The sequence below is a fragment of the Leptospira sp. B5-022 genome, from assembly GCF_000347035.1.
Classification (GTDB): Bacteria; Spirochaetota; Leptospiria; order Leptospirales; family Leptospiraceae; genus Leptospira_B; species Leptospira_B cinconiae.
In genome coordinates this window covers 20,504-36,817 of the sequence record NZ_ANIJ01000022.1, presented here as the reverse complement: position 1 = coordinate 36,817, position 16,314 = coordinate 20,504, and the positions used below count along the sequence as shown (strand labels likewise).

Annotated in this window: 18 protein-coding genes; 12 read left to right on the top strand and 6 right to left on the bottom strand. The window is 41.1% G+C overall.

Features of this window, described 5'->3' with window-relative positions:
* Positions 1 to 4 precede the first annotated feature (4 nt).
* Positions 5 to 1,144 carry a 1-acyl-sn-glycerol-3-phosphate acyltransferase gene (locus tag LEP1GSC192_RS10475; protein WP_020770012.1) on the bottom strand — a complete coding sequence of 380 codons (1,140 nt, stop codon included), beginning with the start codon at positions 1,142 to 1,144 and terminating at the stop codon, positions 5 to 7.
* 18 nt (positions 1,145 to 1,162) lie between these two features.
* Positions 1,163 to 2,296: an alanine racemase gene (gene alr, locus LEP1GSC192_RS10470; protein WP_020769969.1), complete on the bottom strand. Its 1,134-nt coding sequence runs from the start codon at positions 2,294 to 2,296 to the stop codon at positions 1,163 to 1,165.
* 161 nt (positions 2,297 to 2,457) lie between these two features.
* On the opposite strand from alr, the gene LEP1GSC192_RS10465 reads away from it, so the two are divergent.
* Positions 2,458 to 2,946: a DUF2505 family protein gene (locus tag LEP1GSC192_RS10465; protein WP_020770141.1), complete on the top strand. Its 489-nt coding sequence runs from the start codon at positions 2,458 to 2,460 to the stop codon at positions 2,944 to 2,946.
* A gap of 126 nt (positions 2,947 to 3,072) precedes the next feature.
* Here the strand turns inward: LEP1GSC192_RS10465 and LEP1GSC192_RS10460 are convergent, their stop codons facing one another.
* A complete protein-coding gene (locus tag LEP1GSC192_RS10460; protein ID WP_020770085.1) occupies positions 3,073 to 3,489 on the bottom strand; it encodes a hypothetical protein in 417 nt (138 codons plus the stop codon).
* Positions 3,490 to 3,720: 231 nt separating this feature from the next.
* Between LEP1GSC192_RS10460 and speD the strand changes: the two genes are divergently transcribed.
* From speD to pyrF, 4 genes are all read left to right on the top strand, one after another.
* Positions 3,721 to 4,107 (top strand): adenosylmethionine decarboxylase, encoded by a 387-nt coding sequence (speD, locus tag LEP1GSC192_RS10455; protein WP_008596834.1) that lies wholly within the window; start codon positions 3,721 to 3,723, stop codon positions 4,105 to 4,107.
* A 117-nt stretch (positions 4,108 to 4,224) separates the two neighbouring features.
* Positions 4,225 to 5,091, top strand: a complete 867-nt coding sequence (locus tag LEP1GSC192_RS10450; RefSeq protein ID WP_020770061.1) for an S-adenosylmethionine decarboxylase — start codon at positions 4,225 to 4,227, stop codon at positions 5,089 to 5,091.
* 9 nt (positions 5,092 to 5,100) lie between these two features.
* The gene (gene speE, locus LEP1GSC192_RS10445; RefSeq protein ID WP_020769997.1) at positions 5,101 to 5,943 is read left to right on the top strand and encodes a polyamine aminopropyltransferase; all 843 of its coding nucleotides are present in this window, start codon (positions 5,101 to 5,103) and stop codon (positions 5,941 to 5,943) included.
* On the top strand, positions 5,943 to 6,752 hold the full coding sequence (gene pyrF, locus LEP1GSC192_RS10440) for an orotidine-5'-phosphate decarboxylase (protein ID WP_020769929.1): 810 nt from the start codon (positions 5,943 to 5,945) through the stop codon (positions 6,750 to 6,752). The genes speE and pyrF overlap by 1 nt, the downstream gene beginning before the upstream one ends.
* A 19-nt stretch (positions 6,753 to 6,771) precedes the next feature.
* Here the strand turns inward: pyrF and LEP1GSC192_RS10435 are convergent, their stop codons facing one another.
* The gene (locus LEP1GSC192_RS10435) at positions 6,772 to 8,028 is read right to left on the bottom strand and encodes a hypothetical protein (protein ID WP_020770032.1); all 1,257 of its coding nucleotides are present in this window, start codon (positions 8,026 to 8,028) and stop codon (positions 6,772 to 6,774) included.
* A gap of 137 nt (positions 8,029 to 8,165) precedes the next feature.
* Complete coding sequence (locus LEP1GSC192_RS10430; protein ID WP_020770106.1) at positions 8,166 to 8,972, bottom strand: hypothetical protein; 807 nt, start codon at positions 8,970 to 8,972, stop codon at positions 8,166 to 8,168.
* 184 nt (positions 8,973 to 9,156) lie between these two features.
* On the opposite strand from LEP1GSC192_RS10430, the gene LEP1GSC192_RS10425 reads away from it, so the two are divergent.
* From LEP1GSC192_RS10425 to LEP1GSC192_RS10395, 7 genes are all read left to right on the top strand, one after another.
* Entirely contained in the window at positions 9,157 to 9,606 is a 450-nt protein-coding gene (locus tag LEP1GSC192_RS10425; protein WP_020770062.1) for a YqaA family protein, read from the top strand.
* Between the two features lie 229 nt (positions 9,607 to 9,835).
* Positions 9,836 to 11,155 carry an NAD(P)/FAD-dependent oxidoreductase gene (locus LEP1GSC192_RS10420; RefSeq protein ID WP_020770001.1) on the top strand — a complete coding sequence of 440 codons (1,320 nt, stop codon included), beginning with the start codon at positions 9,836 to 9,838 and terminating at the stop codon, positions 11,153 to 11,155.
* On the top strand, positions 11,146 to 11,928 hold the full coding sequence (locus LEP1GSC192_RS10415; protein ID WP_020770047.1) for a DUF1365 domain-containing protein: 783 nt from the start codon (positions 11,146 to 11,148) through the stop codon (positions 11,926 to 11,928). The genes LEP1GSC192_RS10420 and LEP1GSC192_RS10415 overlap by 10 nt, the downstream gene beginning before the upstream one ends.
* Positions 11,915 to 13,213 carry a cyclopropane-fatty-acyl-phospholipid synthase family protein gene (locus tag LEP1GSC192_RS10410; RefSeq protein ID WP_020770137.1) on the top strand — a complete coding sequence of 433 codons (1,299 nt, stop codon included), beginning with the start codon at positions 11,915 to 11,917 and terminating at the stop codon, positions 13,211 to 13,213. Before LEP1GSC192_RS10415 ends, LEP1GSC192_RS10410 begins: the two co-directional genes overlap by 14 nt.
* Positions 13,210 to 13,692 (top strand): DUF2062 domain-containing protein, encoded by a 483-nt coding sequence (locus LEP1GSC192_RS10405; RefSeq protein WP_020769919.1) that lies wholly within the window; start codon positions 13,210 to 13,212, stop codon positions 13,690 to 13,692. The genes LEP1GSC192_RS10410 and LEP1GSC192_RS10405 overlap by 4 nt, the downstream gene beginning before the upstream one ends.
* Before the next feature lie 25 nt (positions 13,693 to 13,717).
* The gene (locus LEP1GSC192_RS10400; protein WP_020770087.1) at positions 13,718 to 14,509 is read left to right on the top strand and encodes a DUF1295 domain-containing protein; all 792 of its coding nucleotides are present in this window, start codon (positions 13,718 to 13,720) and stop codon (positions 14,507 to 14,509) included.
* A gap of 31 nt (positions 14,510 to 14,540) precedes the next feature.
* On the top strand, positions 14,541 to 15,572 hold the full coding sequence (locus tag LEP1GSC192_RS10395; RefSeq protein ID WP_020769920.1) for a cyclopropane-fatty-acyl-phospholipid synthase family protein: 1,032 nt from the start codon (positions 14,541 to 14,543) through the stop codon (positions 15,570 to 15,572).
* 76 nt (positions 15,573 to 15,648) lie between these two features.
* On the opposite strand, the gene LEP1GSC192_RS10390 is transcribed toward LEP1GSC192_RS10395, so the two are convergent.
* Complete coding sequence (locus tag LEP1GSC192_RS10390) at positions 15,649 to 16,269, bottom strand: TetR/AcrR family transcriptional regulator (protein WP_020769939.1); 621 nt, start codon at positions 16,267 to 16,269, stop codon at positions 15,649 to 15,651.
* Between the last annotated feature and the right edge of the window lie 45 nt (positions 16,270 to 16,314).

Genomic DNA, 16,314 nt, shown 5'->3' with positions numbered 1-16,314 from the left:
CTCCTCAGGCGCCGATCGTGGACCAAACCGTATCTAGTTTAGGAATATGATACGTGAGTTGGTTTCTGTGATATAAGACCGGATTTTTTTTCTTTAAATTATGAAGATCTTTGGGGATCTGAAATAATTTTTCCAAGAAAACGATATCGTTTCCCTCTAGTCGGACGAAACCTCCTTTTTTAGCTTTCTCTAAAAAAGAATCGAATGCATGTTTCAACGCATCCGTTTTAAATTTTTCCGAGATATAAATTTCAGGATGAGCATTCCTGATCTTCTCCGCTAAGGATATAAGGAGAGAAAATAATTTTTCCTTACTTTCTTTCGCTTTGCCTTCGAATTTTAGGACCATATACGAAGCTAAATTTCCTGCAGTAATCGTATATCCGCTTCCTAATTTTTCTTTTACGATCCCGGAAACCTGGTCCGCATCCGCATTTTCCGGAATAGGGAATTGTTCTCCATAGCCAATATGAAGTTCCGACTTTTTGGAGGAGAAATAATCGTAGGTCAAAGTGAAGGATGTAAAATTCAAATTTTTGAATTTAGATCTAAGAAAATATACTCCCTTTTTTATCTGGGCCATATACCCGTCTTGGTTAAAAACCCCTTCCGGAAATAGAAAAAGGTTTCTTCCTTCGGAGATCCGATCGGAAAGATAACTCCATTCCTGGTCTACCATATCTCTGAGCATTCCTTTTTTCAGGAGTTCCCTTGCATTATCTCTAAACGGTCTTTTGATCGGAACACAGCCGATATAATCCATATATTTAGGAATAAGCCCTGATTTATCTATTAGAAAAAAGAAAAGTTTCAGAAGTCCCTTCGGTTTGAACTCCTTCATTAAAAAATTTTTTCCCAAAATATCTTCTCTGGCTGGGATCGCAAATTTGATAGATGGATGAACATGAGGATAGACTGCCGCCAGAGCCGGGACATCCCCTTCCCAAACATGATTTGCCATTAGAATGGAAGGATAGGGGGCTTCTAAAATTTTATTAGGATTACTTGCAGGAAAATGTTCTTCAAAAGCATCAAAAAGGATCCCTCTTGCTTTGAATACGATCTTGATCATAAAACTGTAAGTTTTTGTAGTATATACGGGTTGAACTTGTTTTGCGGTTTCCTTTTCCATAATCGGATCCATACAGTTCCTCTTCTCTTTTTACTCTGTTATTTTTTTAGGGACCGACTCGCTGATCCGAGTGGTAACTTCGTAATTGATCGTATAAGTCCAGTTTGCATAATCGTCGGCGGAGATTTCTTCTTCCCCTTCTTTGCCTAAAATCGTAACCACGTCCCCAATCCGGGCCAGGGGGATATGTGTGATGTCCAACATGGTCATGTTCATACAGATCCTTCCAAGGATCTTCGCTCGTTTCCCTTTTACGAGCATGGCTCCATTATTGGAAAGTTTTCGATCCAATCCTTCGTAATAACCGACCGGCACGACTGCAATCCTCGTAGGGGCGCTTGTTTGGTATGTGGATCCGTAACCCACATAACTATCTTCCGGAACGGTTTTGATATGAACGATCCTGGTTTTCCACGAAAGAACGGGAGAAAGATTAAAATTTTTTTTGCCGCTTAGATGCAAAGAAAGTCTAGTCTGTAAACTAGGCCAGAGTCCGTAGAGGGAGATCCCTACACGTACCAGATCGTAATGTGCTTCCGGAAACAACATGGTAGACGCGGAAGCGCATGCATGTTTGACTAAATTTTTGAATCCGAATTTTTCCGCGAGAAGGATCGCTTCCGAAAAAGATTTCATCTGCTCTTTGGAGTATTTCTGCTCTAATACATCTTCTGTGCTTGCGAAATGGGTCGCGATCCCATCTACCTTCAGCCCTTCCGATTTGATCTCTGAAAGTGTTCTCTCCAAATCCGTACCTGAATAACCCAAGCGAGCCATTCCGGTATCCACCTTGAGATGGATCTGAGGAGAAGGTTTACAATTTGTTAAAATTCTTACTTCTTCGGTTCGAGATACGATGATCCAAAAATTCGGGTCCGAAACTTCGGAACTTCTTTCTGCAAGTTCCGGGATTTCTCCCATGATCAGGATCTTAAACTCGGGATATTTTGCGCGTAGAAGTTTTGCTTCTTCCAAAGAGTTTACACCGAAAAGATCCGCTCCGGCTTGGGAGGCAAGCTCCGCAGTTTCTAAAAGTCCGTGACCGTACGCATTTGATTTGATGACCGCAGTTAGTAAGGTTTTGGGGGAGAGAAGGGCGCGAAAATTTTTCAGGTTCGCTGAGATCGCCGCTCTGGAAAGTTCTATCCAAGTTCTGTCTTTCATTCTTTGAAATTAGCGCAAGATCTTCAGTCATGAGCCCCTTTTACGGCCAGCCTGTCATTCGGATTTTTCCTTTCAACCGGGAGGAAAAAAGGGTTTCCCGAGCGGGGAAATATGAACAAACTGCCCGGGAAACGGCTTAAACAAATCCTCAGGCACCACGGATGAAACAATATAAAGTAGTACAAACTTTCCCAGTTCCCCTCCAAGATCTACTCAGAGCGAGAGAAGATAGATACAAATATTTAGATAGATTCCCCGAATTAAAGAACGTGGAATTATTAGAGGAAAGAAAAGAGGGAAACAAAGTTTACCAAAAAAGAAAGGTAAAGTTAGCCGAATCCCTGCCAAAGGTGCTTGCTACACTTCTTTCCGATCCTTCTCTTTTGGAAGATTCCGTATTCGATCTTTCCACCAACACCCATGAATTTACGATCGCACCCCCAGGAAACGATTCCATCGTCACCATCAAGGGATTCTCCGTATACAAGGAGATTGGTCCGGGCGAATCCGAGAGAAGTTACGACGTAAAAGTAAACTCCGGAGTATTCTTAATGGGCTCCGTGATCGAAACTGTGATTGAAGAGATCCATAGACATTCGTTAGAGAAGGACAAGAACTCCATCTCCGAATTCCTGAAAAAGGGAGATTAAACGTTTAGAGAAAGACGTTTCGTGCAGAGAACACGGAGCACACAGAGTGATTCATGTAGGACCAACTCCCTCAGTGAATTTTGTGGTCTCCGTGCGAACCGAAAAGAGTTTTGCCTCTTCTTAATATTACGGAATCGTTTCTAGATCCGATTTGTTGGGCAATCCAGGTTTTGTCAGCAAAAGCCCTTCTCCCAAATTGAAAACTCCCCAAGCTGGTTTAGATTCTTGGATTGCAGGCAGTATTTCCGAAAATCTATCGTCCAAGAGGATGGTTTCGTAGTCGGGATCTTCTTCTTCCAATCGTAAGATAGTCCAACCTAAAGTATTTAATTCCTCTAGGAATGTGGTACTTACGCCACACTCGCCGCAAGAGTTAGGAGTTAAGATTAGTATAATCCCTTTTTTTCCATTCTTCTCCGCGTTAGAGATCGCTTCTTGTTTGGAATGAAAAACAAAAGAAGAAGTCTTTAAGAAACCGAACTTCTCCCTATTTGTATAAAGTAGCGTACCTAAAATAACCCAAAAAACCCCGAAAAAGCTCAAAAGGACCCATTTTTGAATTCGTGTATTTTTGATGATAATGCTCCTTGTGTGAATCTCCGACTAAGACTCGTCAGAAAATTCTAATATAATATCTTTCTAGGATCTTCCGATCTTAGAAAAAGCTGAACAGAAAAAATAAATATAAATTTACGTAGAGAGTTGACAAAAAAACATAGTCATACGCATGCTCGGTTACTAAACCAAAACCGGTTCGGAGGTGTCAGGCAGTAGATGAACGCATTGGGAAAGCACGTAATTGCAGAATTTTATGAGTGTGATTACGAGACCATCAACAATCACGAATTGGTAGAAGATATCATGTTGAAGGCAGTCGACCTCTCCGGCGCCACCACAGTTAAATCTGTTTTTCATAGATTTAGTCCGTTTGGTGTGAGCGGTGTGGTTGTCGTGAGCGAGTCCCATTTTGCCATACATACCTGGCCAGAATACGGTTATTGCGCTATCGACGTCTTCACTTGCGGAGACTTGATCGATAATCAGGCAGCTTTGGAATATCTCAAGGAACGCTTCGGCTCAAAGAGCATCTCCGTAGTGGAAATGAAGCGCGGTTTGTTGAAACTTGGCGTAGACCTACCTCACAAGCCAGTTGGGAAATAAGTATCTTCTCTCCGGCAGAGCCGGAAACACCCTAATTGATAAAGACGAGTTCCCCTCTCCGGGAGGAAGGGTCGACTTCACTTATTTTCAAACTTTTATGAGGAGAGGTATCAGAGAATGAGCCTAAAGATCCAAGACCAACTTAAAATTGTTAATCGTTTTTCTTATTTAAGAAACAGTATCGAAATCGCTACTACCGACAAGGGCGAAGCTTTCCTTTATACGAAGGAAGCTATCTCTGCGGGAGAGGTTGTGGCAGTTTGGGGAGGAAAAGCAGTTCATAAGAATGAACTTGCAGGACTTTCCGGACTTTCTTCTCCGCATAGGGTTCATAAGGATTTCTATCTGGTTTCTCCATTGCATGATGACGGAATTGATTCCGTACATTATATTCGCCAGTCTGCGGATGCAAATTGCGGTTTTCAGGGAGATATCACCCTGGTTGCTCTTCGTGACATCGAAGCCGGCCAAGAGATTACGTATCATCCTGCGATGAAAAACCCTGAACTCGCATGGGCTCGCAACGAAGAGGCAGAAATTGTCCGTAAACGTTTCAACGGAAGTTTCCCTACTTATATCCAGTCCAAGATCGAATCGGATCCTGAATTGAAAGTGTATGAACCTTTCAAAGACGGAGCTTGGGGACTTCTAACTTCCATCGATCTGGAAAACTGTGATGCGGCTCTGATCCGTGACGCGGATGCAATCAAACAATATGTGATCGAACTCTGCGATCTGATCGAAATGAAACGTTTCGGCGAGACCCAAGTAGTTTATTTCGGAGAAGACGATCGTGTTGCCGGTTACTCTATGGTGCAGTTGATCGAGACTTCTTGTATCTCCGCTCACTTCGCAAACGATACCAATACTTCTTATATCGATATCTTCTCTTGTAAAGGATACGATCCTAAAGTTGCGGCTGAGTTTACTCGCAAATTTTTTAAAGGCGCCGCAATGCGTCTTACGGTAACAAACCGCTTCTAAGAGGTACTATTGGAACTTTGGCTGGACGAGACCCTCGAGTTACCCAACGGAAGGGCTCTCAAGATTAGAGTGAAGGAGTTCTTACATTCCCGTAAGACTCCTTTTCAAAAAATAGACGTATTCGAATCCCAAAGTTTCGGTCGTATGTTCACCTTGGACGGGGTGGTCATGATGACCGAAGCGGATGAGTTCGCGTATCATGAAATGATCGCTCACGTTCCTATGATGAGCCATCCGAATCCTGAAAAAGTTTTAGTGATCGGTGGTGGGGACGGAGGAACCGTTCGTGAGATCCTAAAACACCCTTCCGTAAAAGAAGTACATCTTTGCGAGATTGACAAGGGAGTTGTGGACGTTTGTTACGAGTATTTCCCTGAGATCGCAAATGCGATGAAAGACCCTCGAGTCAAACACGCATACGAAGACGGAGCAAAATACGTACAGGACTATAAGGAATATTTCGACGTGATCTGCGTGGATTCTTCCGATCCTGTCGGCCCTGCGGAAGTTCTATTTAAAAGACCTTTCTATGAGACGATGGCCGCTTCCTTGAAACAAGGAGGGATCTGTACCACTCAGGCGGAAAGTTTTTACTATCACGGAAAAGTAATTAAGGAATTATTTCAGTTCATTCCTCAGGTATTTGATCACTGCGGATATTACTTTACGGTGGTTCCTACGTATCCTTCCGGGATTATAGGTTTCACGTATTGCTCCAAAGGACCGGACCCTTATAAGGTAGAGCCGGATCCTAAAAGAGTTCCGAAAGGTTTAAAATATTACTCTGCCGAGATCCATAAGGCTGCGTTTACTCTTCCTCCATTCGCGCAAGAGTACATCGTAAGGAAATAATGGATTTTTATTCCAAATTCGTAAAAAGAAGGGAGAAGTTAAACTCCCTTCTTTGCGTTGGAATCGATCCTGACATCGCTAAACTTCCGCCATCCTTAGAAAAATTTCCGGACAAACTTTTCGTATTCTCCAGAGAGATTGTAGACGCTACCGCAGAATACGCAGTCGCATATAAACCGAATATCGCTTTCTTCGAAGCGTTCGGTTCCAAAGGGATCGAACAATTCGAAAAACTGATCTCTCATATCAAAACGAATTATCCCGAGATCCCGATCGTTGCGGATGCAAAACGGGGAGACTTGGATAATACCGCAAGACAGTATGCGAAGTTCTTTTTTAAAGAGCTGGGAGTGGACTCACTGACTCTTTCTCCTTATATGGGATCGGATACGATCAAACCGTTTATCGAGGACGAGTCCAAGATGGTGTTCTTACTTTGTTTAACTTCCAACCCGGATTCTGCGGAACTCCAACAAAAAACATTCTCCGAAACAGGTAGGACGCTTTACAGAGAAGTGGCTGCATTGAGCGAAAAATTTCCTGTTAAGAATGTGGGGTTGGTAGTGGGAGCGACTCATCCCAAGGAATTATTAGAAATTCGTAAAGCCCATCCGGATCGTATCTTTTTGATCCCAGGTTACGGTGCACAGGGAGCTTCTTTAGAGGAAGTGATCTCCGTTTGCGGAAAAAATTCTTTGGTCAATTCTTCCAGAAGTATCATATTTTCTTCTTCCGGCCCTGATTTTGCGGAAGGGGCCCGAAAAGCGGCAGCTTCCGTCACGGAGCAGATGCGAAAGCTCCTGGTTTAATATAAAGAAGATCGGAAGTTCAAGATATCTTTCGATCTGTTTGCAGATCTCTAAGTCCTTTACGGATCAAATAAGGAAGTGCGAGGACCAAAAAGAGGGAAGAAAAAATTAAGATCAAGGCAATAATCGAAACGATGGAATGGACCATTTTGCTATAGGATTCGTACGGATAGCCTATTTCGTAGATCCTTCCTTCCGAGTAAAATGTATACCAGATAATGTATACGGGTTTACTTTCCGGAAGTGATAATGATCTGTACATTCTTTTGGAGATATATTCCCCCTCGTAGTTTCGGGAAAGGTACGATCGAGATGTGTTATTAGGATTCGAACTGGAAATTAAATATAACACATCCTTAGGCAGAATATTGCCTCTTCCTAATTTTAAATTTTCTCTTAGGTTCTCTATTTCCGTTTTTCTTGCCTCGTCATAATGACTTTCGATCAGAACAAAACTGATCCGAGAAACCACACAAAATAAGATCAATACCGTAGCCAGCGAGACGCCCAGTATCTTGATCATAAAAGAAGAAGGTTCCGGAAAGTAATTCAAATACAGAACCGTATACAAGAAGAGTTGTAAACTTGTGGCAGAAGTCAATATCAGTTGGAAATTGGAAAAAGAAAGATAGCCCAATCCGTAAAAAGTATAAGTAAGGGAGAACAACGCGTGAACCGAGATCGCCAACCCGAAATTGCGGGACATTTGGACGGTTCTTTCCTTATTTAATTTCGAATCGGCATCGGGTCCAAGGGTAAGTTCATTTTTTACCTTTATGTTCTGCTTAAGGATCACTACTAAGATCCAAATAAATGTCAAAAAATGGATGGACCCCATCGGAGCTGTAGACTCCGGTTTTTGAAATTCGAACATTTGAATGCTGAAATTATAAGAAACTTCCGAATTGATGTTCTTCAATACATAGAACGAAAACCCGAACATCCCGGCTGCAAATATCGTTAATAATGCGAGCCTAGATTCTTTTGTACGATCTATTCCGAAAAAGGAATATATAAAATACAAAAGTACTAAGTTTGAGAAGGATGTATATAGAGCGATCAGGAAACATGCCGGTTTAGATAAGGAAGGCAGAAAAAAAGAAGTTCGGACTAAAAATCCGAAATTTAAAAATAGTACGAAAAATAGATAAACTACCAAAATCCAAGCTTGTAAAGTTTTACCCGTTAACTTCAGTAAAGAAACGATTAGAAAAACGGTAAAGATGGTCCCGGAAATATAGCCGATAGAATGATAGGAAAACTGGAAGATGTCCATACGAAGCAGGCTCTTATCGCTTGCTTCGTATTGTTTTTAGGTCGTTTGCCGAGGTAAAACGAAAAATTGCGTTATTTCCCCTTAAAAGATAAGAAGAATTTACTCCAGGCTTATTCTAAAGTATTTTTGAGATAGGTTCAACGACTCTCTTCAGTGGATCTATCTTCTTCCGTCGTAGATGTCGTAGAAGGGGTTACCTCTTCTTTTTTAATCTCCTCCTGCTTAGGTGCTGGTTCTTCTTCTTTCTCTTTTTTGGGAGGAGTTTCCTTGTTGTCGGATGCGGAGCCCGATCCGAAATAATAACCGAATCCGAAAATTCCAGAACCTTCGCCGTAGATGTACTTTTCTCCTTGGAAATGACGGTTGATAGAAGCGCCCTCGATTTCTAAAAACACAAAGCTGCGTTCGAAGTTCATACGAACTCCTAGTTTACCGTAAGCTCTTAATGTGGATTGTTTTGCGCCCATATCTGCGATCCCTAGTCCCGCTCCGATATATGGATCGAATTTGGATCCAGGACGGAAATGGAATGTGGGTCCTAGATCTAAAAATGTTTTGGAGAAGGTAACCTTATCGATCATTGCCGCCGCGGCAAAATAATATCCGAAGTTTTCGAAGGACGGAGCGGAAAGAATCATCGCGGAAGCCATCTCCGTGGAACGGTCTTGGGGAACGAAATAACTAGCACGGTTGACTCCGAGTTCGAAACCCAAATTTCTGGGATTATATTCGATGCCCGCTCTGAAAGTTTCGGATCTACCCGCAAGACCGTATTGATATTCTGCTTGTCCAGCTCCGACTCCTATCTTTGCAGTGAAAGGGGAGGTTTGAGTTCCCTCTCCAATTAGGGTAAAAGGTTCCGCAAATAAAGAGAATGGAAAAAGAGTAAAAAGGGAAACTAGAAGGTAGAATATTATCTTTTTATCGAGTTTTGTGGATCTCACGTATCGGGCTCCGGTCAAAAATGTAATGGATGAAGAACGTTATAGTATAAAAATCTATTTATTGTTTACTAGGTTAGGCGCTCTTATACCAAAATTGTCTTACTTTACATATCCTCTTCAAGGCTCGAAGGGGTCATTTGAAATTGGATTTGTACTGAAAAAAATATAGGCCCTGGAGTCTCCGTTGGAATTATCAAAATTTTTGTCGGGACTTCTACAGGCATACGCAGGCCCTGGACTAAGCCTTGTTTCTTTCGGCGCCGCTACCTTGTTACCATTCAGTTCCGAGGCAGCACTTATGGGGGCGATCTGGTCCGGATTTTCTCCAGCCGAAGCGGTATTTTGGGCCTCGATCGGGAACTGTGCCGCCTGCGCATTCAACTATTCTCTGGGCTATTGGTTCGGAAAAAAAATAGAAGATAGGATTTCCAGATCGAAAACGTATGCCGGCTGGGCCGAAAGAATGTCCAGATGGGGATACTGGGCCTTGGGCTTTTCTTTTCTCCCATTTATAGGAGACCCGATCACTGTACTTTCCGGATTCTTTCGCCAGAAGTTTTGGATCTTTGCATTGGTAGTGTTTTCGCTTCGTATCTTAAGATATATTACTCTTGCTTATGGGTTCGGCTTGTAAGTTTAAGAAATACAAGAGCTTATAATATTCTTACGAGGTTTAAACAAACCGAATCTAAACGGATACGAATTTGTTTTTACTAAAATCAGGAATTTCCTTTTAATGGCGGAGTTTTGGAAAAAATTTTCCAAACCGTATTCGTAAAAACCGAGTCTATACAGAAACCTTCGGAATCTTTTCTCGAAAGGTTTTCTAATGAGATACGGAACAGTAAGGAAGAAGGAAGTTTTTGAAAAAGAATCCTCCCCTCAAAAAGAAATCTAAACAAATCCCCAAGAAAAAAAAGGAAAAGCTTGCCATTGTAGGTTCGGGTATTGCCGGAATGGGCTGTTCTTATTTTTTACGGGACCATTACGAAATTACGGTATTTGAAAAAGCCGACTATGTAGGAGGGCATACAAACACCGTATTCGTTCCGGAAGAACAAAAGAAGATCCCTATAGATACCGGATTTATAGTATTCAATCACGTTACCTATCCGAACTTAAAACGATTTTTCGAAGAGTTAAACGTTCCTACAAAAAAGACGAGTATGTCTTTCAGCGTCCAACATGTTCCTGATGATTTGGAATTTTGCGGTTCCGGATTGGGTGGCTTATTCGCCCAAAGAAAGAATATATTCAATTTTCGATTTTTACGTTTGCTCTTAAATATCAATCGATTCAACCAGGAATCCCCTAGAATATTACAAGATCCTAAATATAAAGAGTATTCCTTACATAGATATATCCGAGAAGAAGGGTATCATCCTGATCTTTTGACATATTATCTTGTACCGATGAGTTCGGCGGTTTGGTCCACTCCGGAAGATTTGATGTTGGAATTTCCCGCCTATTCTTTAGTTCGCTTCTTCTTAAACCATGGATTTTTAGGGTTAAACACTCAACACCAATGGTACACTGTGGATGGAGGCTCGATTGAGTATGTAAAGAGGTTGATCACGCCAAATCGGGATCGATTTCATACTAACTCACCGGTCTTAGGTGTAGAAGTTACTCCGGCCGGAAAGGCCAAACTTACTTTCAAAGGAAAGAAGTCCGAAGTATTCGACAAGGTGATACTTGCCTGCCATGCAGACAGTTCCTTAAATATTTTAAAAAAGCCGTCAACTTTGCAGAAAGAATTATTATCTCAATTCGAATACCAGGAGAATATTGCAACCTTACATACGGATGATGCTGTGATGCCGAATACAAGGTCAGCCTGGTCTTCTTGGAATTATAGAATGGACCTGATCCAAGGACAGATACGTCCGCATACGATCTACTGGATGAACAGCTTACAAGGAGTTTCCAAAAAGAAGGATTACTTTCTTTCCATAGGAGACCCTGGGCTTCTGGATCCTAAAAAGGTCTTGAAAAGGATAAAATACGAACATCCTCTTTTTCACGTCGGATCCCTGAAAGCCCAAGAAAGATTATCCGAATTGAATAGTAAGGGACCGATCTATTTCTGCGGAAGTTATTTTAGATACGGATTCCATGAAGATGCCTTTTGGTCCGCGAAAGAATTATCGGAGACCCTGCTGGGAAGGAAGGTATGGAACTAAATTCCAAGATAGTCGAAGCCAGGGTTATGCACGATCGTAAGACCCCTAAACCGAATCGGTTTAATTACGGGATCTTTACATTCCAATTGGACCTGGACGAACTTGATCGAGTAAACGATCGTTTATGGATGCTTGGAAATAATAAGTTTCGAGTATTTTCTTTTAAGGATAAGGACCATTTAAACTTCGGAAAAGAAGGGTTAAAAGAAAATTTTTTAGAGTACTTAAGACAAGAGGGAGTCAAAGAAAAGGTAGAAAAGGTAACGCTAATCACCAACCTAAGAGTATTCGGCTACGTCTTCAATCCGGTATCGTTTTATTTTGCCGAGGATAAGGACGGAAATCCACTCTGCGCCGTTGCCGAGGTTGGAAATACATTCGGAGAAATGAAGTTATACTTCCTTGGAAAAGGATCCTTTGATCAAAAAGGATTTAAAAAAAAAGAGGGGAAGTTCTTTTATGTGTCTCCGTTCGTCAGTTTGGACTCGGAGTTCGAATTTTATTTAAATCCGCCCCAAGGTGGAAAGATAAACTTAAGGATAGACGCTTTCGAAAAAGGAGAAAGGGTCATGGTGACAACTTATACCGGAAAGGTTTTGGATCTAACGGATCTAAATCTGATCCGAATGTTCCTAAAATATCCTTTCGTAACTATTAGGGTAATCGGACTCATTCACTGGCAGGCCTTACTTCTTTACCTAAAAAAACTACCTTTCATACGAAAGAACGAAGGGTTGGACAAACAAAGAGGTTTGCATCTTGGAAGGCGATAATATTGTAAAAGTAGAACCGTTACAGGAAACTTCAGGTTCCGAAACCGGAACTTTAAGTTTTTATGAAAAACTCTTTTTCTCCGCTTTGTCGGGAATGCAAAGAGGGTCTTTACGCATTCTTTTTCCGGACGGTGGACAAAGATATTTAGGAAATCCGAATTCTTCTGATCCTCCTGAGTTTCATCATGCGATCTTACAAGTAAAAGACAGAAAGTTTTTCAAAAAATTGGTATTGTACGGAGATATTGGTCTTGCAGAATCTTATATGGACGGTGATTGGGATACGGATGATATTCGTGCGATCATCTGTTGGTTTCTTTTAAATTTGGAAAGTACACCTTCTGTCAGCGGCTCTAATAAGAACTTTCTTCATCTTACCTTAATGAATTTGGGGAATCGACTCCTACATTTATTCCGAAAAAATTCCGTTCGAGGAAGTAAAAAGAATATTACGGAACATTACGATTTAGGGAACGATTTTTATAAGAAGTTCTTGGATCCTACAATGACTTATTCCTGCGCATATTTTTCCGATCCGGCAAGATCATTGCAGGAAGCACAGATTGCAAAGATAGAAAATTTATGTAAAAAACTAAAAATTAAACCCTCTGATCACCTTTTGGAGATTGGAACAGGTTGGGGGGCTTTCTCTACGTATGCCGCTAAAAACTACGGGTGCAAAGTAACTTCTTATACGATCTCGGAAGAACAATATAAATTTGCAAAAACAAAAATTTCCGAAATGGGTCTCGAAGATAAAATAGAAGTCAGGCTCGAAGACTACAGGAAAGTGCAAGGATCTTATGACAAGATCGTAACTGTGGAAATGTTGGAAGCAGTGGGGCACGAATATTTCGAAGATTTCTTTGCCATGTGTAATCGGGTCCTGAAAAAAGACGGACTTATGGCTCACCAGATCATCACTTGCCCGGATTCAAGATATGAGTCTTTTAGAAAGGGCGTGGATTTTATTCAAAAACATATTTTCCCCGGTTCGCTTATACCTTCCATTGCAAGGATCAATCAGGCGATCAATAAAACTGGAGATATGTTCCTCCACGAAGTGGAAGATATAGGAAGATATTATGATCGTACTCTAATGTCATGGCAGAAGGGATTCGAAGAGAATCTTTCTGCGATCGCTAACATGGGTTATAACGAATCCTTTTTGCGTAAGTGGAGATATTATTTTTCGTATTGCGCCGCGGCCTTCTATATGAGAAACATCAGCGTGGTGCAGGTAGTGTATACCAGGCCGAATAATCTCGGATTGAATACCCAGTGACAAAATTAGAAAACCAAGAATGGAAACCTTCTTTTTTGACTAAGACAAAAACAAGGATCTTAGAAGAATTAAAAACCGGAACCAGCCCGGAAAAGATCGCGTTGTCTCTTGCTATAGGAGGAGCAATAGGAATTTTTCCTTTGATCGGGACTACTATGGCGTTATGTGCGTTCTTAGGTTTCATTCTAAGATTAAACCCGGTCTCGATCCAGATTGCGAATTATGCGATGTATCCATTTCAAGTTATTCTAATTGTCCCTTTTTTAAAACTAGGGGCTTATTTATCGGGTAAGGAATTGGATCTGGCTTGGGCTTATAAACTTGTAGAAGGGGACAATTCCCAGGTTTTGGAAGGTCTTTCTCATTCCGCAGGATATGCGGTTTTGGGTTGGAGTTGTATGGTACCTATACCTGCAGGTATCTCGTATTTTCTATTATTGATCCTGGTCAGAAAAGCAAGCCGGATCGTTCGTAAGTAAGATCCATATATATCGGAGTATCCTAATGTACGAAAAAGCCGTATCCTTGATGTTCATTGCCTGGGTGGTCGTATTTTTTTTGATGAGCTTCCTTTGGTTGATCGGGAAGTTGATCAAAAACTACGCGATAGTAGACGTGGGATGGGGGCTTTGTATCTCCACGATTGCAATCATATATTTTCTATTAGGCGACGCTTATTCGGTTAGAAAGGCGATTTTTGCTTTTATGGCAACAGTTTGGGGTTGGAGACTTTCTTATTTTATATTTACCACAAGAGTTCTGACAGGCCATGAAGATGCAAGATATACCGAATTCAGAAAAGAATACGGAGACCAGGTGGATCGAAAGTTTTTTACGAACGTATTCCAATTCCAGGGAATCCTAGGGACGATCTTAAGCCTTCCTTTTTTATTTCCCGCGCTAAATCCTTCCATACAAACACATCCATTGGAATTGATCGGTCTCTGTGTTTTTATAATAGGGCTTTGGGGGGAATCGGTAGCCGATTTTCAATTGGCGGAATTCAAATTGGATCCAGCGAATAAAGGAAAGGTTTGCGATGTTGGTCTTTGGAGATACAGTAGACATCCGAATTACTTTTTTGAATGGGTGATCTGGGTCTCTTTCGGTCTTGTTTCTCTCGCTTCGCCTTGGGGATGGATCGGTCTTATCTCCCCGTTAATCATGTTGATCCTTTTAACGAAGATCACAGGGATCCCTTTAAACGAGATCGGGCAAATAAGATCCAAAGGTAATCTTTACCTGGAATACAAATCCAAGACCAGCTCTTTCTTCCCTTGGTTCCGCAAAAAGTAGATCCACAATTTAGAATATAGGAAAATTGAATATGAGTCTGATCTATACTTTAATGGAAAGAGACGTTTTCCCAGACTGGTTGATCCGATTCAGGATACGTCAACTTTTGCGTCAAAGACTTCGTACGGAAGACAAGGGAAGTCTGGAGAAAAATCAAGAACATCTCATTCAATATGTGAATGCGCTAAAACAATCTCCTATCGCCGTAGATACGCAGGCTGCGAATGAGCAACATTATGAAGTGCCTGCCGCTTTTTTTAAGTTGGTGATGGGAAAATACATGAAGTACAGCTCCGGTTACTGGACTTCTCCCGATGTTGGAATAGATGAATCCGAAAGAACAATGTTGGATCTGACCTGCGAAAGAGCGGAAATCGAAAATGGGATGAACGTTTTGGACTTGGGTTGCGGTTGGGGATCTATTTCTCTTTATATAGCGGAGAAGTATCCGAAATCCAAAGTAACGGGAGTTTCCAATTCTAAAAGCCAGAAAAAGTACATAGATGCGGAAGCCAAAAAAAGAGGATTAAAGAATCTGAATATAATTACCGCTGACATGAACGTATTTAAAACAAGTCAGAAATTCGATAGGATCGTCTCCGTAGAAATGTTGGAGCATATGAAAAACTACGAAGCCCTATTTGAAAGGTTGGCAAATTTTCTAAAACCGAAAGGAAAATTTTTTGTACACATATTCACTCACAAAAAGTTCGCTTATTCTTTCGAAGTAGTGGATGATACGGATTGGATGGCTAAATATTTTTTTACGGGAGGGCAAATGCCTTCTCATGATCTCTTTTTATATTTCCAGAAAAATTTTCAGATCCGTAACCAATGGGTGGTAAACGGTAAAAATTATGCTCTTACTTCGGAAGCATGGCTCTCCAATATGTATAAGAATAAAGAAGAAGTCCTGAAAATTTTAGGGGAAACTTACGGTAAAGAACAGGCGGTGAAATGGTTTGTCTATTGGAAAACATTCTTTATGGCCTGTGCAGAACTTTGGAAATACAAAAACGGAGAAGAATGGATTGTTTCTCATTATCTTTTTGATAAGAGGTAGAATATCTTCCGTAATATAAAACTTTCGCTTTTGTACAAAAACAGTGTAATTCGTAGTCTTGCCGTTAAATTACGAATTACACTTTCAGTCCGGTATATAAGAATTGGATTAGATCCTTAGTGATCTTTCTTGCTTGTTTTATATCGATATTCCTGAACATCATCTGCTGTCCGGATAAAAGTACTGCGACTCCGTGAGCCATAGTCCAGGCGGAGGTGGCCGCTTTTTCCGTATTTCCTTCCGGGATCAAACCCGCCTTTTGACAATCCTTAATGATCGCTACAATAATCTGAAAGGTTTCGTCTTCTGTTTTGATCAAAGAATCGTATTTTAGGTGGCTTTCTATTTGATTTCCGTACATGATACGAAATAGATCAGGATTTTCTAATGCGAATTCCACATAAGAAACTCCCGATTCTCTGAATAGAAGTAAAGGTCTCTTTTTATATTTCCCTCTTAACCTCTTTTGTCGTTCGGCCAGTATTTTAAATCCTTCTTCCGCAATATCGGCATATAAGGATTCCAAGTCCGGATAATGTCTATAGGGAGCGGATTGGCTGACTCCGGCCAAGGTGGCAGCCTTTCTGAGGCTTAACGCCTTATAACCTTCTTCCTTTAAGATCTTTATAGAGGCGTCCAATAAGGCTCTTTTTAGGTCCCCATGGTGGTAGGAATTTTTTTCTTGGAGATTTTTCATGTTGACACGTATTACATTAAAGGGTCTAATTATACTTACTAATGT